General features: G+C 45.9%; 23 protein-coding genes. 21 read left to right on the top strand and 2 right to left on the bottom strand.

Annotation, left to right across the window (positions count from 1 at the left end; translation table 11 throughout):
- Window positions 1-8 precede the first annotated feature (8 nt).
- From nth to QVP35_RS12215, 16 genes are all read left to right on the top strand, one after another.
- Window positions 9-659 carry an endonuclease III gene (gene nth, locus QVP35_RS12290; protein WP_009289286.1) on the top strand — a complete coding sequence of 217 codons (651 nt, stop codon included), beginning with the start codon at window positions 9-11 and terminating at the stop codon, window positions 657-659.
- 3 nt (window positions 660-662) lie between these two features.
- A complete protein-coding gene (locus QVP35_RS12285) occupies window positions 663-1,367 on the top strand; it encodes a 3'-5' exonuclease (protein ID WP_009289285.1) in 705 nt (234 codons plus the stop codon).
- Window positions 1,368-1,503: 136 nt separating this feature from the next.
- Window positions 1,504-2,991: a VanW family protein gene (locus QVP35_RS12280; protein WP_022261203.1), complete on the top strand. Its 1,488-nt coding sequence runs from the start codon at window positions 1,504-1,506 to the stop codon at window positions 2,989-2,991.
- Window positions 2,992-3,004: 13 nt separating this feature from the next.
- Window positions 3,005-3,994, top strand: a complete 990-nt coding sequence (locus QVP35_RS12275) for an AIR synthase family protein (protein ID WP_009289283.1) — start codon at window positions 3,005-3,007, stop codon at window positions 3,992-3,994.
- Between the two features lie 8 nt (window positions 3,995-4,002).
- Window positions 4,003-4,485 carry an Lrp/AsnC family transcriptional regulator gene (locus QVP35_RS12270; RefSeq protein ID WP_039930266.1) on the top strand — a complete coding sequence of 161 codons (483 nt, stop codon included), beginning with the start codon at window positions 4,003-4,005 and terminating at the stop codon, window positions 4,483-4,485.
- Window positions 4,485-5,645: an aminotransferase class I/II-fold pyridoxal phosphate-dependent enzyme gene (locus QVP35_RS12265; protein ID WP_009289281.1), complete on the top strand. Its 1,161-nt coding sequence runs from the start codon at window positions 4,485-4,487 to the stop codon at window positions 5,643-5,645. The genes QVP35_RS12270 and QVP35_RS12265 overlap by 1 nt, the downstream gene beginning before the upstream one ends.
- Before the next feature lie 2 nt (window positions 5,646-5,647).
- Complete coding sequence (locus QVP35_RS12260; protein ID WP_009289280.1) at window positions 5,648-6,148, top strand: tRNA (cytidine(34)-2'-O)-methyltransferase; 501 nt, start codon at window positions 5,648-5,650, stop codon at window positions 6,146-6,148.
- A 28-nt stretch (window positions 6,149-6,176) separates the two neighbouring features.
- Window positions 6,177-6,887, top strand: coding sequence for a DUF975 family protein (locus QVP35_RS12255; protein WP_022261202.1), 711 nt, complete (start codon window positions 6,177-6,179; stop codon window positions 6,885-6,887).
- A gap of 14 nt (window positions 6,888-6,901) precedes the next feature.
- Window positions 6,902-7,084 (top strand): DUF975 family protein, encoded by a 183-nt coding sequence (locus QVP35_RS12250; protein ID WP_009289278.1) that lies wholly within the window; start codon window positions 6,902-6,904, stop codon window positions 7,082-7,084.
- A gap of 24 nt (window positions 7,085-7,108) precedes the next feature.
- Window positions 7,109-7,846 carry a hypothetical protein gene (locus QVP35_RS12245; RefSeq protein WP_108912300.1) on the top strand — a complete coding sequence of 246 codons (738 nt, stop codon included), beginning with the start codon at window positions 7,109-7,111 and terminating at the stop codon, window positions 7,844-7,846.
- Between the two features lie 52 nt (window positions 7,847-7,898).
- Window positions 7,899-9,335 carry a proline--tRNA ligase gene (proS, locus tag QVP35_RS12240; RefSeq protein ID WP_009289276.1) on the top strand — a complete coding sequence of 479 codons (1,437 nt, stop codon included), beginning with the start codon at window positions 7,899-7,901 and terminating at the stop codon, window positions 9,333-9,335.
- A gap of 9 nt (window positions 9,336-9,344) precedes the next feature.
- On the top strand, window positions 9,345-10,694 hold the full coding sequence (locus QVP35_RS12235) for a CCA tRNA nucleotidyltransferase (RefSeq protein WP_009289275.1): 1,350 nt from the start codon (window positions 9,345-9,347) through the stop codon (window positions 10,692-10,694).
- A complete protein-coding gene (locus QVP35_RS12230; RefSeq protein ID WP_009289274.1) occupies window positions 10,691-11,488 on the top strand; it encodes a glycerophosphodiester phosphodiesterase family protein in 798 nt (265 codons plus the stop codon). Before QVP35_RS12235 ends, QVP35_RS12230 begins: the two co-directional genes overlap by 4 nt.
- Before the next feature lie 58 nt (window positions 11,489-11,546).
- Window positions 11,547-12,599, top strand: coding sequence for a D-alanine--D-alanine ligase family protein (locus QVP35_RS12225; RefSeq protein ID WP_006567484.1), 1,053 nt, complete (start codon window positions 11,547-11,549; stop codon window positions 12,597-12,599).
- Window positions 12,600-12,601: 2 nt separating this feature from the next.
- Window positions 12,602-13,420, top strand: a complete 819-nt coding sequence (murI, locus tag QVP35_RS12220) for a glutamate racemase (protein ID WP_009289273.1) — start codon at window positions 12,602-12,604, stop codon at window positions 13,418-13,420.
- Window positions 13,421-13,429: 9 nt separating this feature from the next.
- On the top strand, window positions 13,430-13,882 hold the full coding sequence (locus tag QVP35_RS12215) for a DUF1934 domain-containing protein (RefSeq protein ID WP_009289272.1): 453 nt from the start codon (window positions 13,430-13,432) through the stop codon (window positions 13,880-13,882).
- Here the strand turns inward: QVP35_RS12215 and QVP35_RS12210 are convergent.
- Window positions 13,808-14,329, bottom strand: coding sequence for a phosphatase PAP2 family protein (locus QVP35_RS12210; RefSeq protein ID WP_009289271.1), 522 nt, complete (start codon window positions 14,327-14,329; stop codon window positions 13,808-13,810). The genes QVP35_RS12215 and QVP35_RS12210 overlap by 75 nt on opposite strands.
- Window positions 14,330-14,422: 93 nt before the next feature.
- On the opposite strand from QVP35_RS12210, the gene QVP35_RS12205 reads away from it, so the two are divergent.
- Genes QVP35_RS12205 through QVP35_RS12195 form a run of 3 tightly spaced genes read left to right on the top strand, consistent with a single transcriptional unit; the run spans window position 14,423 to window position 15,829 of the window.
- Window positions 14,423-14,851, top strand: a complete 429-nt coding sequence (locus QVP35_RS12205; protein ID WP_022261201.1) for a GNAT family N-acetyltransferase — start codon at window positions 14,423-14,425, stop codon at window positions 14,849-14,851.
- A 6-nt stretch (window positions 14,852-14,857) separates the two neighbouring features.
- Window positions 14,858-15,481, top strand: coding sequence for a DUF4190 domain-containing protein (locus QVP35_RS12200; protein ID WP_009289270.1), 624 nt, complete (start codon window positions 14,858-14,860; stop codon window positions 15,479-15,481).
- Window positions 15,482-15,829: a DUF2752 domain-containing protein gene (locus QVP35_RS12195; protein WP_022261200.1), complete on the top strand. Its 348-nt coding sequence runs from the start codon at window positions 15,482-15,484 to the stop codon at window positions 15,827-15,829.
- 59 nt (window positions 15,830-15,888) lie between these two features.
- Here the strand turns inward: QVP35_RS12195 and QVP35_RS12190 are convergent, their stop codons facing one another.
- Entirely contained in the window at window positions 15,889-17,256 is a 1,368-nt protein-coding gene (locus tag QVP35_RS12190) for a putative bifunctional diguanylate cyclase/phosphodiesterase (protein ID WP_006567476.1), read from the bottom strand.
- 136 nt (window positions 17,257-17,392) lie between these two features.
- On the opposite strand from QVP35_RS12190, the gene QVP35_RS12185 reads away from it, so the two are divergent.
- Both QVP35_RS12185 and QVP35_RS12180 read left to right on the top strand, forming a co-directional pair.
- The gene (locus QVP35_RS12185) at window positions 17,393-17,521 is read left to right on the top strand and encodes a hypothetical protein (protein WP_022261199.1); all 129 of its coding nucleotides are present in this window, start codon (window positions 17,393-17,395) and stop codon (window positions 17,519-17,521) included.
- A 121-nt stretch (window positions 17,522-17,642) separates the two neighbouring features.
- Complete coding sequence (locus QVP35_RS12180; protein ID WP_006567474.1) at window positions 17,643-18,956, top strand: O-acetylhomoserine aminocarboxypropyltransferase/cysteine synthase family protein; 1,314 nt, start codon at window positions 17,643-17,645, stop codon at window positions 18,954-18,956.
- Window positions 18,957-19,026 lie beyond the last annotated feature (70 nt).

Genomic DNA, 19,026 nt, shown 5'->3' with positions numbered 1-19,026 from the left:
AGAAACCTATGGCGAAAGTATCCAAAAGAGTAACAAAGGAACGAGTGAGAAAGATCTGTGATATTCTGAACGAGACTTATACGACAGAATACAAATGTTATTTAAACCATGAAAATGCATGGCAGCTGCTGATTGCGACGATGCTAAGCGCACAGTGTACGGATGCCAGAGTCAATATTGTGACAGAAAAGCTGTTTAAAAAATATATGAGTTTAGAGGCATTCGCCCGGGCAGATATCAGGGAACTTGAGAGAGATATTTATTCCACAGGATTTTATAAGAATAAAGCGAAAAACATCATTGGAGCCGCGGGCCAGATCATTGAGCGGCACGGAGGGGAAGTGCCGGAGAGCATTGAGGAGCTGACCGCTCTGGACGGAGTGGGAAGAAAGACTGCCAATGTAATTCGGGGAAATATCTTCCATGAGCCGAGCATCGTGGTGGATACCCATGTAAAAAGGATCTCCAAAAAATTATATTTGACAAAGAACGACGATCCGGTGAAAATAGAGCACGATTTGATGAAGGTGCTGCCGAAAGAGCAGTGGATTCTCTACAATATTCAGATCATTACCCACGGAAGGAACGTCTGTATCGCCAGACGGCCGAAATGCGGGGAATGTACCCTTCAGAGCGTCTGCCCTTCATGTGAGGTATAGCCTATGAGAGAGTACGTTGCCTTTGACCTGGAAACCACAGGACTTTCCGTGGAGGAAGACCAGGTGATCGAGATCGGGGCGGTGAAGGTCAAAAACGGCAAAATTGCCGGAAAATACAACTGTATTATCTATCCGGAGCGGGAAGTGTCGGACTTCATCATCCGGCTGACAGGGATCACGAGGAAGATGCTGGACGGCGGAATCCCCATGCGCGAAGGCGTGGAGGGCTTCCTCGCATTCAGCGAGGGTTATCCGGTGCTGGGACATAATCTGATGTTTGACTACCGGTTCATGAAAACTGCGGCAAAGAGATTTCGTTATGCTTTTGAAAAAGAAGGTGTTGATACCCTCAGGGCCGCCCGGCTGCTGCTTCGCGGGCTGGAGAGCAAAAAGCTTTCGAGTCTCTGTGAGCATTATCACTATGTCAATCAGGCGGCTCACAGAGCCTATGACGATGCACTGGCAACCGCGGTTGTATTTGAGTCCATGAAGAGAGAATTCGGAGAGGACCAGAAGGTCTTTGTTCCGGAACCGCTTCAGTACCGTCCCAAAAAACTCCAGATGATCACGGCAAAGCAAAAACGGTACTTGAACGAACTGAGGAAATATCATAAAATAGAGGATAACGACAGCATAGACGGACTGACAATGAGTGAAGCTTCCAGGATAATAGACGAGATTATTTCAAAATATGGGGTGATGCGATGAAAAAGAAAAGAATGATCGCCGGGATCATAGCGATCCTTTTGGTGATCGTAATGGTCGGCACGACAGTCGCCGGTTATTTAATGGTGTAATTAAGGACAACAATTTTGCAGACGTGAACATTTTAGGAAGGATAGGTATGTCAAAAAGAATGAAAGCCGGCATTGCTGCCGGGATCTTAGCCGTCATCTGCATTGGTGTATTTGTATATATCAGTCAGACGGTAAAAGGGGCTACCAAAGATAATAAAATAGTCCGGGGGGTTATATTCGAAGGAAAATCCCTGGCAGGAATGACAAAGGAAGAAGCAAAAAAACAGATTGAAGATTATATAGAGAAGGAACAGAAAAAAGATATTACATTTTATGTGGACGGCGAGAAAGCAGTGACAAAACTTTCGAAGACAGGCGTCACATGGGATGTGAAGAAAACAGTAAAGGATGCCTACGACGTGGGACGTTCGGGAAGCATTATAAACCGCTATTCCCAGGTCAAGAAAGACAAGACAATCGTAAAGATTGAGCGCAGCTATGACCAGAAGATATTTGACAGGGAACTGGACTCTGCGGCGAAAAAGATTGTCTCAGAGCCCAAAAATGCATCTTTAAAGAGAAAGAACGGAAAGTTTATCATCATAAAAGAAAAGACAGGGTATGCGCTGGACAAAAAGAGTACGTTTCAGGCGTACAAAAAGCAGGTTGAGGCGGAAAGCTTTAAAGTACCTCTGAAAGTTACAAGGAAAAAGGCGGAGTATACCAGCGAAGACATGGCAAAAGTCAAAGATAAGCTGGGGACAAAGACAACCTATTACGGATCTTCCGCACCGGGGAGAAAAGGAAATGTTGCCAACGGCGCAAAGATGATCAACGGAACAGTTGTATATCCGGGAGAAACTTTTTCCGTGTACAAAGCGGTTTCTCCGTTTACGAGCGAGAATGGCTATTACCTGGCAGGCTCTTATGAGAACGGCCAGACAGTGCAGACTTACGGAGGAGGAATCTGCCAGGTCTCTACGACACTTTACAATGCGGTGATCCGGGCGGAGTTAAAGATCAAAGAACGCCACCCTCATTCTATGACCGTATCCTATGTGCCAAGATCTGCCGATGCAGCCATCGCCGGAACTTATAAGGATCTGAAGTTTGAGAACCAGTATGACTTCCCTATATATATAGAAGGAATTGCCGACGGTTCTAATATCACGTTCAGCGTCTACGGACAGAAAACCAATCCGAACCGGCACGTGGAGTTTGTCTCTGAGACGACTTCAGTGAGAAACAGTTCCGGAGAGAAAGTGATTAAGGACCCGACACTGGAAGAAGGGAAACGGGTTGTAGAACAGGTCGGGCATACCGGCTACACTGCGAAGCTTTGGAAGATCGTTAAGGAAAAGGGCAAGAAGACACAGAAGATTCTGTTTAATACGTCCAGCTATATGGCGACTCCGAACACGGTGAGAGTAGGAACCAAGAAAAAAGAGAAGAAAAAAGACGAGGACAAGAAAAAGAAAGACAGCAAATCGACTGAAAAATCAACGGAGAAATCCACAGAAAAGAAAAAAACTCCTGCGAAGAAATCAACAGAAAAGAAGAGTACTCAGGCAACTCAATCATCCAAAGAGAATTGATCAGGGAAAAATCATGAAGATAGGAAAAATTCCGGAAGCCACTTTAAAAAAAGTTATATTAGAACAGCTGGGAGCGAAGCGGGACGAAGTCCTGATCGGTCCCGGCATTGGAGAAGACTGTGCGGCATTGAAGCTTGAAGAAGGAGAGGTATTCGTACTCTCCACCGACCCGATCACAGGAGCGGCCAAAGAAGCGGGCAGGCTGGCAGTGCATATCACCGCCAATGACCTGATCTCTTCGGGAGCCGAACCGGTGGGACTTATGCTCACAGTCCTTCTCCCTCCGGAGACGAAGGAGAAAGAACTCAGGCAGCTGTCGGCAGAGGTGCAGGAAGAGTGCCTAAAGCTTGGCATTGCAGTGATCGGGGGCCACACAGAGGTGACCGATGCGGTCAGGCAGCCCCTGATTTCCGTCACCGGAGTCGGCAGGGTGAAAGAGGAAGAACTTGTGTCTACCAGAGGCGCCAAGCCGGGGCAGGATATCGTGGTGACCAAATACATCGGCCTGGAAGGAACCGGTATTATCGCCAGGGAACAGGAACAACTGTTAAAAGAACGTTTTCCGGAAGAGTTCCTTGACGAGGCGAAGGCCTGTCTTGAACAGGTTTCGGTTGTACCTGAGGGAAAGATCGCACGAAAGTATGCATCCTCCATGCATGACATTACAGAGGGCGGAATTTACGGTGCTCTCTGGGAAGTGGCCCAGGCCTCGGGTGTGGGACTGGAGGTTTCGATCGAGGATATTCCGGTCAGGCAGCATACGATAGAGCTTTGTGAGTTCTTCGATCTGAACCCGTACCAGCTGATCTCCAGCGGTTCTATGCTGATCGTTACGGACCATGGGAACGCTCTTGTGAGAGAACTGGAGCGGGAAGGGATCAAGGCCACGGTGATCGGCCGCACCACAGATTCCAATGACAAGATCATTTACCGACAGGGCAAGGCGGCGAGCCTGGAAGCTCCGAAACAAGACGAATTGTATAAGATTGGAGAGAGATCATGAATCAAGAGCTGAGAGAATCAATATTAAAATTATTAGAAAAGAACAGCCGTCTGGACTTAAAAGAGCTGGCGGTTCTTCTTGATTCTACGGAAGTAGATATCGCCAATGAAATTGCCGAGATGGAAAAGGAACACATTATCTGCGGGTATCACACACTGATCAACTGGGACCACACGAGCCGGGAACAGCTGACTGCCATGATTGAGGTAAAAGTGACACCGCAGAGGGGAGAAGGCTTTGACAAGATTGCAGAACGTATCTACAATTTTCCGGAAGTAAAAGCGCTGTATCTTATGTCCGGGGCCTATGATTTTATGGTCATGCTGGAAGGAAAGACAATGAAGGAGATCTCTATGTTTACTTCTTCTAAACTGGCTCCTCTGGAGGCGGTTTTAAGTACGGCCACTCACTTTGTCCTTAAAAAATATAAGGACCACGGAACGGTGCTGGAGGCAAAAAAAGCAGATAAAAGACAGGCGGTGACTCCATAATGAAAGATATGCTGTCTAAAAAGGCCGTGATGCTGGAACCCTCCGGTATACGGAAATTTTTTGATATTGTGAGCGAGATGCCGGAGGCGATTTCCCTGGGGGTTGGAGAGCCGGACTTTGACACTCCGTGGCGGATCAGGGAAGAAGGTATTTATTCTCTTGAAAAAGGCAGGACATTTTATACATCCAATGCCGGGCTCGTAGAACTCAGGGATGAAATCTGCAGATATTTAAAAAGAAAATATCATTTGCGCTACCGCAATGACGAAGTGCTTGTCTCGGTGGGCGGAAGCGAAGGGATCGATGTGGCTCTTAGGGCTATCATAAATCCCGGGGATGAGGTCATTGTGCCCCAGCCATCGTTTGTCTGCTATGTGCCGTGTGTCATTATGTCAGACGGGGTCCCGGTCACTGTAGAACTTAAAGAAGAGAATAAGTTCAAGCTGACGAGAGAACAGCTTGAGGAGGCGGTGACGGATAAGACGAAAGCCATTATTATGTCATTCCCAAATAATCCTACAGGCGCTATCATGACAAAAAAAGACCTGGAGCCTATTGCCGATTTTGCGAAAGAACATGATCTGATCGTAATCTCTGATGAGATTTACTCTGAACTTACATACGGACACAAGCATGTCAGTATTGGTGCACTTCCGGATATGAAGGAACGGACGATTGTCATCAACGGTTTCTCCAAGGCATTTGCCATGACGGGCTGGAGACTGGGCTATGCGGCAGCTCCGAAAGTCATCATGGAGCAGATGGTGAAGATTCATCAGTACGGTATCATGGCGGCGCCGACCACGAGCCAGTATGCAGCGGTGGAGGCACTCCGCGCCTGTGATGATGAGGTGGAGGAGATGAAAAATTCCTATAACCAGAGGAGACGTTATCTGCTTCACCGGTTCCGGGAACTGGGGCTTGAGTGTTTTGAGCCGGAGGGAGCTTTTTATGCATTTCCGTGTATTAAGGAATTTGGCATGAGCTCGGAGAAGTTTGCGGAAGAACTTTTGAAAGAACAGAAGGTTGCCATCGTCCCGGGAACAGCTTTCGGTGCCTGCGGAGAAGGATATTTGAGAGTATCCTATGCGTATTCCATCGACGAGCTGAAAGAAGCCCTGAACAGGCTTGGCACATTTATTGAGAAACTAAGGAGATAATCATGCTGCATATTGTTCTGCATGAGCCGGAGATGCCGGCCAATACCGGAAATATCGGAAGGACATGCGTTGCCTGCGGCGCGGTCCTGCATCTGATCGAACCGCTGGGATTTAAACTGAATGAGAAGATGATCAAAAGGGCAGGACTGGACTACTGGGAACACCTGGATGTGAGGACTTATGTGAATTTTGAGGATTTTCTTGAGAAAAATCATCATCCTAAGATTTACATGGCAACTACGAAATCCAGGCAGACCTATGCAGATGTCACTTATGGGGGCGCGGATGAAGACGTCTATCTGATGTTCGGCAAGGAGAGTGCCGGGATTCCGGAGGAAATTCTGCTTGACTACAAGGAGACGGCAGTCAGGATTCCGATGCTTCCTGAGATCCGTTCCCTGAACTTGTCCAACTCTGTGGCGATTGTGGCCTATGAGGTGCTGAGACAGCAGAGATTTGACCATTTCCAGAGAGAAGGGCAGCTGCACCGCTACGAGTGGTAGCAAATAAGGAGAGAGAATATGAGAGAGAATGGGCCTTAAGGAAATTCGTAGGTTTTCAAAAGAAAAATTAAAAGAAAATTGGAAAGTTTTAGTTGTTATTCAAACCATTATATTTTTTATCGGCGTAGGATTGTCAGCGTGGCTAGTGGGAACAACCATGCTTTTTCCAGGTTCAATCCTCCAGATCATGGTGGAGCTTATAATGTACGGTCTAATGGCTGTTTTTATCACGGGGAGTGCTGCAGCGTGTCTGAAGGTATTAAAAGGAGAAGAGGCGAAGGTAGAGCAGGTCTTTTATTTGTTCAGGAATAAGACAAAACAGGTTTTATGGCTGATCTTCAGAAAATTTATAATAACTTTGCTGATTGCTTTTCTTATAAACTTTTTTGGCGGTATCATACCTTATGCAATAGGATTGGATGACCCATATATGCCGGCAATTTCGAGTTTCTTGGCTTCGGTTATTGTTGAACTGCGCTATTTTCCGGCACTGTATCTGCTGTTAGAAGGTGAGGAAGAGATATCCCGAAAGGCAATATGGCGGGGAAATGATATGATGCACAAGAATTATATAAGATTATTGGGGCTCTGTCTTTCGTTTCTGCCATGGATGCTGCTTGCCCTGATTCCCTGCGGATTGGGATTATTGATTGTAACTCCTTGGTATCAAATAAGCCTGGCTGTATTTTATACAGATTTAAAGAGACAGGAAAAAAGTAAAATAGAAAAAGGGCATTGAAAAGAAGTGTGCGAATGATGGAAGGCAATTATATCAGCCACATAAGTCTTCAGCTATCTTTCCTGCCGTTTATCCTGTTATCTGTACTTACATGTGGAATCGGATTTTTATTTGTGGTACCATGGAAGAATGTGGCAGAGGCGTTGTTCTATATGGATCTGATCTGCAGAGATAAAAAGTTTGCGGGGCAGATTTGAAGTGGGAGAGTAATGAGAGAGAGAATGAAACTCAAGGATATTTGGGATTTAGCGAAGGTAAGGGCTAAAGATAATCTGTATACTCTGATTTTGATTGAAATTATTATTATAATGATCATCATAGGTCTTGAGACATGGAAAGTAAACTTGGTGGTGCTGTTTCCTGCTCTGCCGGCTGCACTGATGCTGCAGATTTCAAAACAACTGCTGATGTCTGTTTTTTGGACAGGTAATATTTTTGCTTGTATGATGGTAGCCATAGGTGTGGAAGCGAACGTAGACTATATTTTCTATGTATTTGAGAGTAAGTCAAAAGGAATCTTATGGCTGCTTCTCAGAAAAATTTTAATGACGAACGTGTATATGATTTTATTTTCCTGTAGCAGCTATATTTTAAACTTGACACTTTATCTGGATTCTCTCTATCTGTCATTAATAGAACAAATACTGGCTGTTATCGTCGTAGAGCTGCGTTATTTTCCCGCATTATATTTACTTCTGGACGGAGAAGAGCAGAAATGCAGCCCGGCAGTGCGGCGGGGAATCAGCATGATGCATGGTAATTACTTGAGATTAATCGCGTTTTGGCTGTTTTTTCTCCCGCGGCTGTTCATCGGTCTGCTGTTCCTGGTAGTGGGTGTTCTGGTAGTCGCTCCATGGGTTCAGGTTTCTCTGGCCACATTTTATATGGAATTAAAGCAGCAGGAAAAGATAAGAATACGCAGTAAGTCGGAAGATGACATCAGACAAGGCAGTACATGAGAAATAAAAAGATATTTTAAATAAATTAAGAGATAAGAAGGAGATCAATCACATGGCAAAAGAAAAGAAGCTGGTAGAAGCCATCACTGCAATGGATGAAGACTTTGCACAGTGGTATACCGACGTTGTTAAAAAGGCAGAATTAATTGAATATTCCAGTGTAAAAGGATGCATGATCCTTCGCCCCAACGGATATGCCATTTGGGAAAATATTCAGAAAGTAATGGATGCTAAATTTAAAGAGACAGGTGTGGAAAATGTGGCAATGCCGATGTTTATTCCGGAAAGCCTTTTGGAGAGAGAGAAAGACCACGTGGAAGGCTTTGCGCCGGAAGTTGCGTGGGTGACTCACGGAGGGAATAAGAAGCTCGAGGAGCGTCTCTGTGTAAGGCCGACTTCTGAAACTCTGTTCTGTGATTTTTACTCTAATATCATCCAGTCTTACAGGGATCTTCCGAAGTTATATAATCAGTGGGTGTCCGTAGTCCGCTGGGAAAAGAGCACGAGACCGTTCCTGCGCACCTCTGAGTTTTACTGGCAGGAAGGCCATACGGCCCATGCGACAGCCGACGAGGCTGAGGAGCGCACGGTTCAGATGTTAAATATGTATGCGGACTTCTGCGAGCAGTACCTGGCAATTCCGGTTGTCAAAGGACAGAAGACGGAGAAAGAAAAGTTTGCAGGGGCCAATGCCACTTATACGATCGAAGCACTGATGCATGACGGAAAAGCTCTTCAGTCAGGGACAAGCCATAACTTCGGGGATGGATTTGCTAAAGCGTTTGATATCCAGTATACCGATAAGAACAACAAACTGCAGTATGTCCATCAGACATCATGGGGCATGTCCACACGTATTATCGGGGCGATCATTATGGTCCACGGCGACGATTCAGGACTCGTGCTGCCTCCGAAAATCGCACCGGTACAGACGATGATCGTGCCGATCATGCAGAAAAAAGAAGGAGTTCTCGAAAAAGCAGAAGAGATCAGAGAGCGCCTTTCTAAAAATTATAAAGTAAAAGTAGACGATTCCGACAAGAGTCCGGGATGGAAGTTCAGTGAACAGGAAGTTCAGGGAATCCCAACCAGAATCGAGATCGGACCGAAAGATATCGAAAAGAACCAGGCAGTGATTGTGCGCCGCGATACGAGAGAAAAGATTTTTGTTTCTCTTGACGAGATCGAATCAAAGCTTTCCGAAGTGCTTGACCAGATGCAGAAAGACATGCTGGAACGGGCGAAAAAGCATTTGGAGGAGAATACCCACGAGGCAGGAAACTGGGATGAGTTTACGGAGATCATCGAAAAGCAGCAGGGCTTTGTAAAAGCAATGTGGTGCGGGGAAACCGAGTGTGAAGAAGCCATCAAGGACGAGACAGGGGCTACTACCAGATGTATGCCTTTTGAACAGGAACATCTCGGAGACGTGTGTGTGCACTGTGGAAAACCTGCGAAGAAGATGGTTCTTTTCGGAAAAGCATATTAAAGGAATTTTATGTTTAAGATTGAGATACCTGAAAAAGCAAAACAGATCATAAATCAGCTGGAACAGGCCGGCTACGAAGCATATGTCGTAGGCGGCCCGGTCCGGGACTGCATTTTGGGGAAATGCCCTACGGACTGGGACATTACCACATCCGCATCTCCTTACCAAGTAAAGGAGATTTTTTCATATACGATCGACACGGGAATCGCCCACGGTACGGTGACAGTGATGATGGGAAAAGAACCGTTTGAAGTGACCACTTACCGGGTGGACGGAGAATACAGAGACCATAGAAGGCCCGAAGAAGTCTGTTTTACCAAATCCCTGAAAGAAGATCTGCTGAGAAGAGATTTCACTATCAATGCCATGGCATACAATGACAGAGACGGACTGATCGATTATTACGGCGGAGCGGAGGATCTTAAAAAGAAGACCATTCGCTGTGTGGGAGATGCCCGCAGACGTTTTGATGAGGATGCCCTCAGAATTTTGAGGGCGCTGCGCTTTCAGGCACAGCTTGGCTTCGTGATAGAAGAAGAGACAAAGCAGGCCATACAAAAACAGGCGAAGTTCTTAAAAGATATCAGTGCGGAGAGGATTCAGACGGAGCTCACAAAGCTTCTCCTGTCCGATCACCCGGAAACGATCCTTGACGCATTTGATCTGGGCGTTACAAAAGTGGTGCTCCCGGAATTCGACCGGATGATGGAGACACCTCAGAATAACCCTCATCACTGCTATAACGTAGGAGTTCATACGGTGGAGGCTTTAAAAAATACTGAGCCGGACCATATACTGCGGTGGACGATGCTGCTCCACGATGTGGGAAAGCCTGAAGCCAGAGTCGAAGGGAAAATAAAAGACAGTTTTCAGGGACATAACACCATCGGAGAAGAGGTGTCCAGGAAGATTTTGAAAAGACTGAAATTTGACAACCAAACCATAAAGCAGGTGACCAGACTTGTATATTGGCATGACGTACGGTTCGGTTCTTTGGATGAGGTCAGCAAAAAGACTGTGAGACGCTGGGTCAGCAGAATTTCGGTGCCACTGTTTGAGAAACTTTTAAAAGTCCAGCAGGCAGATATTTCAGCCCAGAGCACTTTTATGCAGGAGGAAAAGCAGCAGATCCTTGACCGTACGAGACTGCTGTTTGAGGAAATCAAAGAGGAAAAGGACTGTCTTCAGGTGAAAGATCTGGCTCTTGACGGAAAGGACCTGATCAGTCTGGGAATGAAACCCGGCAGAGAAATAGGAGAAATGCTGGCAGGACTTTTAGAACTTGTTTTAGAAGATCCGGCCAAAAATAAAAGGGAAGTATTGGAGCAGGCTGTCAGGAAGAAAAGAGGAGAGTTATGATCATACTTGTGATTCCGTTTTGTATCTTTCTTTACCTGTATATGATCTATCCCGGGAAGCCAAGAAAACATCCGGTGCTGGAAACGAAATGTTTTGCTCACCGGGGGCTCCATGGCTTTCACGGGATACCGGAAAACTCTATGGAGGCTTTCAGGAATGCGGTTACCTACGGATATGGGATTGAACTGGATGTACAGCTTACAAAAGATGATGTGATGGTCGTCCATCATGATTACGATCTGAAGAGAACCTGCGGTGTCAACAAAAAGATTCGTGATCTGACCTACCGGGAGCTTAAGAGATATTCTCTGATGGAGACAAAAGAACGGATTCCCCGGTTTGCGGATGTGCTGGCTTTGGTAGACGGAAAGGTGCCGCTTCTGGTGGAACTGAAAATGGAGCACTGTGACCGGAAACTCTGCCGGCTGGCGGCAGAAGTGCTGGATCAATACCGGGGACTCTACTGTATGGAATCTTTTCATCCGTTTGCACTGTTCTGGTTCAGGCTAAACCGTCCGGAAGTCATACGCGGGCAGCTGTCCATGAATTTCAGAAAGGATCACCATAAGGGGAACCAGCTTGCCTACTGGGCGGAACAGAATCTTTTGACGAACTTTGCCACAAAGCCGGATTTTATTGCATACAAATATATTTACTGGGAGGAGCCGTCCCTAAAGCTGTGCCGGAAGATTTCGGGAATCTCGGTCTATGGATGGACGTTCCGAAGCAGAGAGGAATATGAAAAGTACCGCAGAAAGTTTTATGGATTTATTTTTGAAAAGTTTATGATATAATGTACGCGAAGCGTGAATATGATAGCATTGCGCACTCGGAAGGAGATGTAAGTCAGAGATGAAGAAAAATATCGCTGTGATCTTCGGGGGAAGATCCTCCGAACATGAAGTGTCCTGTGTTTCGGCTGCCACAGTCATACGAAGCCTGGATGAAGAAAAATATAATGTGATTTTAGTGGGGATAACAAAAGACGGCCGCTGGCTGCTTGTGGATAAATTAAAAGAGATTGAAGACGGAAGCTGGAGAGAATCCAGGGTGAATGCGATTATTTCTCCGGATACAGAAGATAAGGCATTGGTACTCCTCGCAGAGGGTACATACCGGCTGCAGCCTGTGGATGTAATCTTCCCGGTGCTTCACGGTTTAAACGGAGAAGACGGGACCATTCAGGGACTGTTTGAAATGGCTCAGATCCCGTATGTGGGATGCGGGGTACTGGCTTCCGCGGTATCGATGGATAAGGTTTATACAAAGATCATTGTGGAAGACCTTGGAATCCGGCAGGCACAGTTTGTCCATATCCGCAGGAGTGACTTAACTCAGATGGAGGACGCTCTTGACCGGGCAGAGGCAAAGCTTTCTTATCCGATGTTTGTGAAGCCTTCCCGGGCAGGGTCTTCCGTGGGAGTTTCCAAGGCGGAGGACAGGGAAGCACTTTCAAAAGCACTGTCAAAGGCTGCCGAACATGACCGCAATATTTTAGTGGAGGAGACCATCGTTGGACGGGAAGTGGAATGCGCCGTCCTCGGAGGAAAAGAGATAAAGGCTTCCGGTGTGGGAGAAATTCTGGCCGCTGCCGATTTCTATGATTATGATGCCAAATATAATAACCAGGAATCAAAGACCCTGATCGATCCTCCGATGCCGGAGGAGACGAGAGAGGAGATCCGGAAATCCGCAGCTGAGATTTTTAAGGCTGTTGACGGATACGGTCTTTCCCGCGTAGACTTCTTTATTGCAGAGAATGGGGAGGTCGTGTTCAATGAGATCAATACACTTCCAGGATTTACGTCCATCAGCATGTATCCGATGCTCTGGGCGGCCCAGGGAATCAAAACGCCGGCCCTTGCAGACGAGCTGATCCGTCTTGCGGAAGAAAGGTTTGAATAAATATGAGCAGTGTACGTGACAATGCGCCCATCGGAGTATTTGACTCAGGGGTCGGGGGGCTTACCGTAGCCAGGGAGATCATGAGACAGCTTCCCGATGAAAGCATGATCTATTTCGGAGATACGGCCAGGGTACCCTATGGTACGAAGTCGAAAGATACGGTCATCCGGTACTCCAGGCAGATCGTAAATTTCCTGTTGAGCAAAAATGTAAAGGCCATTGTGATAGCCTGCAATACGGCCAGCGCCCTTGCTATGCACAAGCTCCAGCAGGAATATATCGTTCCCATGATCGGCATGGTGCGTCCGGGGGCTATTGCGGCCGCCAGGGCCACGAAGAATCACCATATCGGCATCATTGGAACCAATGCCACTGTAAAGAGCGGCCAGTATGGAAAGTATTTAAGGGAACTGAACCCGGATGTAACCGTGGTGACAAAAGCCTGCCCTCTGTTTGTGCCCCTCGTGGAAGAGGGACTGATCGACGACAGGATCACAGAAGACATGGTATCCAGATATTTGCGGGAGTTTGACCAGTATCAGATCGATTCCCTGATCCTTGGATGTACCCACTATCCTTTGCTGCAAAATCCCATCAAAAATTTTGTGGGTGACAATGTAACCTTGATCAATCCCGCCTACGAGACGGCGAAATCTCTGAGGGAACTTCTGAAAGAAAGGGAGATGGAGGCGGAGAGCGGCCATACAGCTGAGTATCATTATTATGTCAGCGATATGGAAGATCAGTTTCTGAGTTTTGCGGACCGGGTTCTGCCCTGTCATGTGGAAAAAGTACAGCCCATAGATATTGAAAGGTATTAGAGGAGACAAATGAACAAAGAAGTGATTATCAATATTTCCGGTCTTCAGCTGGATGCCGGTACGGAAGAACCTATCGAGCTGATGACGACAGGGGATTACTATCTGAAAAACGGAAAGCACTATGTCATTTATGATGAGCTGACCGACGATTCCCAGGTCGTAAAAAACCGTCTCAAGATCAGCCCGAAGGTCGTGGAAGTAACAAAAAAGGGAGCCAGCAGCTCCCATATGGTATTTGAGCGGGGAAAAGAAAACCTCACTTATTATGACACTCCTTTCGGAAGCCTTCTGCTTGGGATCAATACAAGCAAGATCGACCTTGAGGAGAAAGAAGACAGCATGGCGCTGCACATCGACTACGGACTGTCCATTAACTCAGACCACGTTTCAGACTGTTCCATCGACGTGTCCATTGCGTCGAAGCAGCAGGAACACAGTGACTGCACAGACAGTGCCCAGTAGGATCCCGCCGAGGACATCGGTTGGATAATGTACATACAGATACAGCCTGCTGAACGCGATCAGTGCTGCCAGGACAAAAGCTGGGATTCCCAGCTTTTTGTCGTATAAAAACAAGGATACGGCGGCACAGAAAGAAGAAGCTGTATGACCGGACGGAAAAGAATACTGGCCCGGAGGAGGAATCAGAAGTTTGATATCCCGATAGGTAAAAGGTCTTGCCCGGCCCACCAAAGGCTTGATGATATGATCCCCTAATATGTAAGTAACCAGCATAGCAATGAGCATGCCGACACCCGCTTTTCTGTATTTTTTTGTGAACAGAAGGATAACGGCGATCAGAATCCATATCGTGCCCGCGTCGCCTAAATGTGTGATCCTGGAGAAGAAATCATCCAGGAACGGGGTTCTTATATGTGTTTGGATAAAGTCTAGTATTTGAAAATCCATAAAGGCTCCTCACTTTTTTTATTAAATTATATCACAAAACCGGGCTTCGTGTTATAATATCAAAATGAATTACAACAGATAGAAGGAATGAAGATGATTACACTAGTTGCAAATCACATCGGAGTGGATACCTACCTTTGGCTCCGGGAAGCCGTAGGCTTTAAAAAGCTCACCAGGACTCAGGCCGTGAAGGCGCTGAAAAACAGTCTTTATGTGGTGGCGGCCTATGCGGATGACAGGATCGTCGGCATGGGGCGGATCGTGGGGGACGGAGCGGTCATCTGTTATATCCAGGATCTCATGATACATCCGGACTACCAAAAGGCCGGTGTCGGAAGCAAAATAATTGAAAATCTGATTGCTTTTGTGGAGAGTATCCGGGAGGATGACACAGAGATGATGCTGGACCTGATGTGTGCAAAGGGAAGAGAAGCCTTTTATGAGGCCCATGGTTTTATCTCCAGGCCAAATGAGAGTCTGGGACCCGGCATGATAAGATACCTAAAGGAAAGGAGAGCATAAAAATATATGGAAGAGAAGAGATATGACCCTTATACAGGAGAAGAGATCAAGGAACAGGTGCAGGAGTTTGAAAGTCAGGAAGAGAATGATATCCAGAGAGAGACTGAAGTTCAAAGCGAACCGGAAGCAGAGGAGGTGCAGTCTCAGACAGCTTCATCTGATACGATTGTAGTAGGTGAGAGCGGATATTATTATCAGCAGAATCAACAGGCGAATTACGGATATCAGGGAGGCCAGACCGGCGGACCGGCATATCAGAGTCAGGAAGAGCCCCCTCAGAACAATTATGCAACGGTCTCTCTTGTGCTGGGTGTCCTGGCGATCGCACTGGCCTGCTGCTGTTTTCCGGTATCATTTGTCCTTGGCATCGTTGCGATCGTATTATTCTGTATTTCCCCGAAATACATGGGAAAGAAAGACGGCAAGGCTGTGGCAGGTCTGATCTGCGGCATCTGCGGACTGGTCCTCTCCATCATGATCACTGTTTTCGTGGCTGTAAATCTTGCAGGCGGCGATTTTGAGAGCTACATTAATAATTATGATACTCATGACACCAAGCCTGATAACGATGATTTTTGGGATGATACGGACGATGTAGACACAAATGACAACTGGGACGAAGAAATCTAAATGATGCAAAAGATTCTAAAATTTATTCCGGCATTTCCATGTGTATTTAAGCTGGTCACCAATCTTTACTGCCCCGCCTGCGGAGGGACCAGGGCGGCGCTGGCTTTTTTAAGGCTTGATTTTTTGACATCGCTGAAATGCAATCCAACGTTTGCCTATCTTGTATTGATTGCGGGGTGGCTTGGCATTGGAGCATTGGTCAGGAAAACAGGAAAGGGAACTGGGGAAATCTTTCGTTTCCGTATGTGGATGCTGTATGTGGGACTGGCAGTATTTTTTGGATTTGGGATACTGAGAGATATAGGATTATATTTTTATCATTATGATTATTTGGGAGATTTTTATTAATTAAATGCGTGTAACACAGAAAGCAGTGCGGAAACGAAAAAGGTTCCGGCACTGCTTCATTATTTGAATACTTTCTGCTTCTGCATTGTATCCTTCCATTTTTCAAATTCATCGATTGTCAGGGGCTTGGAAAAATAATACCCCTGAACCATCTCACAATGGAACTGTTTTAAAAGTTCCATCTGTTCCTTTGTTTCTATTCCCTCCGCTACCAGATGGATACCTAACTTCTCTGAAATTTCAATAAATCCGGAGATGATTGTCTGGGCCTTTGGGTTTGTCATATCGACAAAGAACTGACGGTCCAGCTTTATTGTATCCACATCAAAATCCTTCAGCAGTGCAAGTGCAGAATACCCAACACCGAAATCATCCAAGGCACAATGAAATCCCAGCCTGTGCATTTGTTTAATGCAGTTCTTCACCATCTCCCGCTGCTGCTTGTCTAAAAAACTGTATTCGGTTAATTCAAATTCAATCATACCGTCGGGAATCCCATACTTGGCCTTTAATTCAGAAAACTTTCTGAGAAAATTCAGGTCCTTGAAATGCGCTCTGGATAAATTAACGGATATCGGAAACAGATCCTTCTGCTGTTCTATCCGCTTATGAAGATAAGCGCAGACTGTCTCGTATACATACAGATCCAGTCTGCAAATTTTACCGTTCTCTTCAAACAGCGGTATAAAGTCTGAAGGACAGATCATGCCTTTATCCGGATGAATCCATCTGACCAATGCCTCGGCTCCGCTGAGTGTCAGATCAGCCAATCTGACCTTGGGCTGGAGATAGATCTGAAAATCTCGTTTTTTTATGGAGTCTTCAAACATAGTGTTTAGTTCATACTCTAACTGCATCTGTTTTGCCATCTCCGGATGAAAGAAAGAACACGGATCTGTTCCGTGCCGCTGTCTGCAGGCTGTCCTGGCCCGGTCAAGTACGATCGTGACATCCAGTTTCGGGTCATCAACAAGATAAATGCCCTGCAGAATAGTAAACTGATATTCAATATCTGAAGATGCATTAAAAGAATTGATATCTGCAGTCATTTTCTGGAGCCGGTATCTGATTGCTTCTTTGCTGTGTTCTTTCAGACAAAGAAAAAAACAGTCTGAATTGTCCCGGGCAGCTATTTCTCCGGTGCAGATGTGCCGGATGAGCTTACTGTAGATATACTTTAATGTATCATTTCCTGCAGCAGATCCAAAATATTCATTTATAAATTTAAAGCCTTTTATATTTAGAAAAACGACCGCATAAGTGGAAGGTTCCATCCGAGCCGCCAGTTTTTCATATGCTGCCCGAAATGCCGTATCATTCATTCCTCCTGTCAATGCATCTGTGAATGCGATCCTTTCAACCTGCTTTTGTCTTAGCCTGTAAAAAAGAATTACAGAAAGAAAAAGAAAACAAACTAAATAAGTCATTATTATCACCCCAATAATACTCCCTTAGAATAATACCACTGTCTCACAAATTCATCAATCATAAATCTGTGTACATATACGCACAGCCTGCCAACAGTACAGTGTCAGTGTCTCAACAGTGAGGAGAGTATTTTCCATGTTAAATAAGCTTGGATTTGCCCGGGCAATGAATGCAAAAGGAACCGGAGCTGTTTTTCAAAATGACGACGCAGCGGTTCTGGACTTTGACAAAATAGGAAGGAGTTACAGCATCTTAGAAAACTGATAAATCCTGAGCACGAATGAGAATCAATAAAATTCCAATTTCCTATTGACTTTATATGAAATGCTTTTTATAATACAACAAAACAATTCATACCAGTCATATAGGAAATGGAGAGAAAGCCATGTATCAGAAGAAATCCAGAGAAGAAAGAAATTTGAAATTTGAAACACTGCAGCTGCATGTGGGACAGGAGCAGGCTGATCCGGCTACTGACGCCAGGGCAGTTCCCATTTACCAGACATCTTCTTATGTCTTTCACGACAGTGAGCACGCAGCGGCCAGATTTGATTTAAGCGATGCCGGAAACATTTACGGCAGACTGACCAACCCGACTCAGGATGTATTTGAACAGCGCATAGCAGCTCTGGAAGGAGGAGCGGCGGCACTTGCCACAGCGTCCGGCGCAGCAGCCATTACATATACGATCCAAAACCTTGCACAAAACGGAGATCATATTGTAGCAGCAAAAAATATTTATGGCGGAAGCTATAATCTTCTGGCCCACACGCTGCCGGAATTCGGAGTGGAAACAACGTTTGTGGACATTTTTGAGGATGGAGCCGTGGAAGCAGCTGTCAAAGAAAACACAAAAGCAGTGTTTATTGAAACATTGGGCAATCCTCATTCGGATGTGGCGGATATAGAGAAGATGGCAGAGATTGCACACAGACACCGGATACCTCTTGTAATCGACAATACATTCGGGACTCCTTATTTAATCCGTCCCATTGAGTATGGAGCGGATATCGTCGTACACTCTGCAACAAAATTTATCGGAGGTCATGGGACTGCCATTGGAGGGGTTATTGTAGACAGCGGAAATTTTGACTGGGAGGCATCAGGGAAATTTCCTTCCCTGACCGAGCCAAATGCAAGCTATCACGGCATCAGCTTTACGAAAGCAGCGGGCAGAGCAGCATTCGTCACAAAGATCCGCGCAATTCTGCTTAGAGATATGGGAGCAGCCCTTTCTCCATTTCACGCATTCCTATTTCTCCAGGGATTGGAGACATTATCTTTAAGAGTGGAAAGGCATGTGGAAAATGCACTGAAAACGGTAGAATTTTTGAGTCAGCATCCCCAGGTGGAGGCGGTGCATCACCCTTCTGTGACCGCAGATGAAGAACAAAAGAAATTGTATGAAAAATATTTTCCAAACGGCGGCGGTTCGATCTTTACGTTTGAGATCAAGGGAGATGACAGGACGGCAAAAGAGTTCATTGACAATCTGGAGATCTTTTCGCTGCTGGCAAATGTAGCCGATGTGAAATCTCTCGTGATTCATCCGGCATCTACGACTCATTCACAGCTGAATGAGGAAGAATTGAAAGAACAGGGGCTGAGAGCAAATACTATCAGACTTTCCATCGGAACAGAGAACATAGATGATATTCTTGAAGATCTAAGTGAAGCTTTTAAGGCAGTTAAAAAATAGAAAGATTCGGATAAAACGATGTCTGCTCAGGCTGAAAGAAGCCTGTCAGACATCGCTTTTTCTGTGTAGA

The sequence above is a fragment of the Anaerostipes sp. CAG:276 genome, assembly GCF_000432215.1.
Classification (GTDB): Bacteria; Bacillota; Clostridia; order Lachnospirales; family Lachnospiraceae; genus Anaerostipes; species Anaerostipes caccae.
Note: the sequence above shows the minus strand (reverse complement) of the source record. Positions and strands in the feature narration are given on the sequence as shown.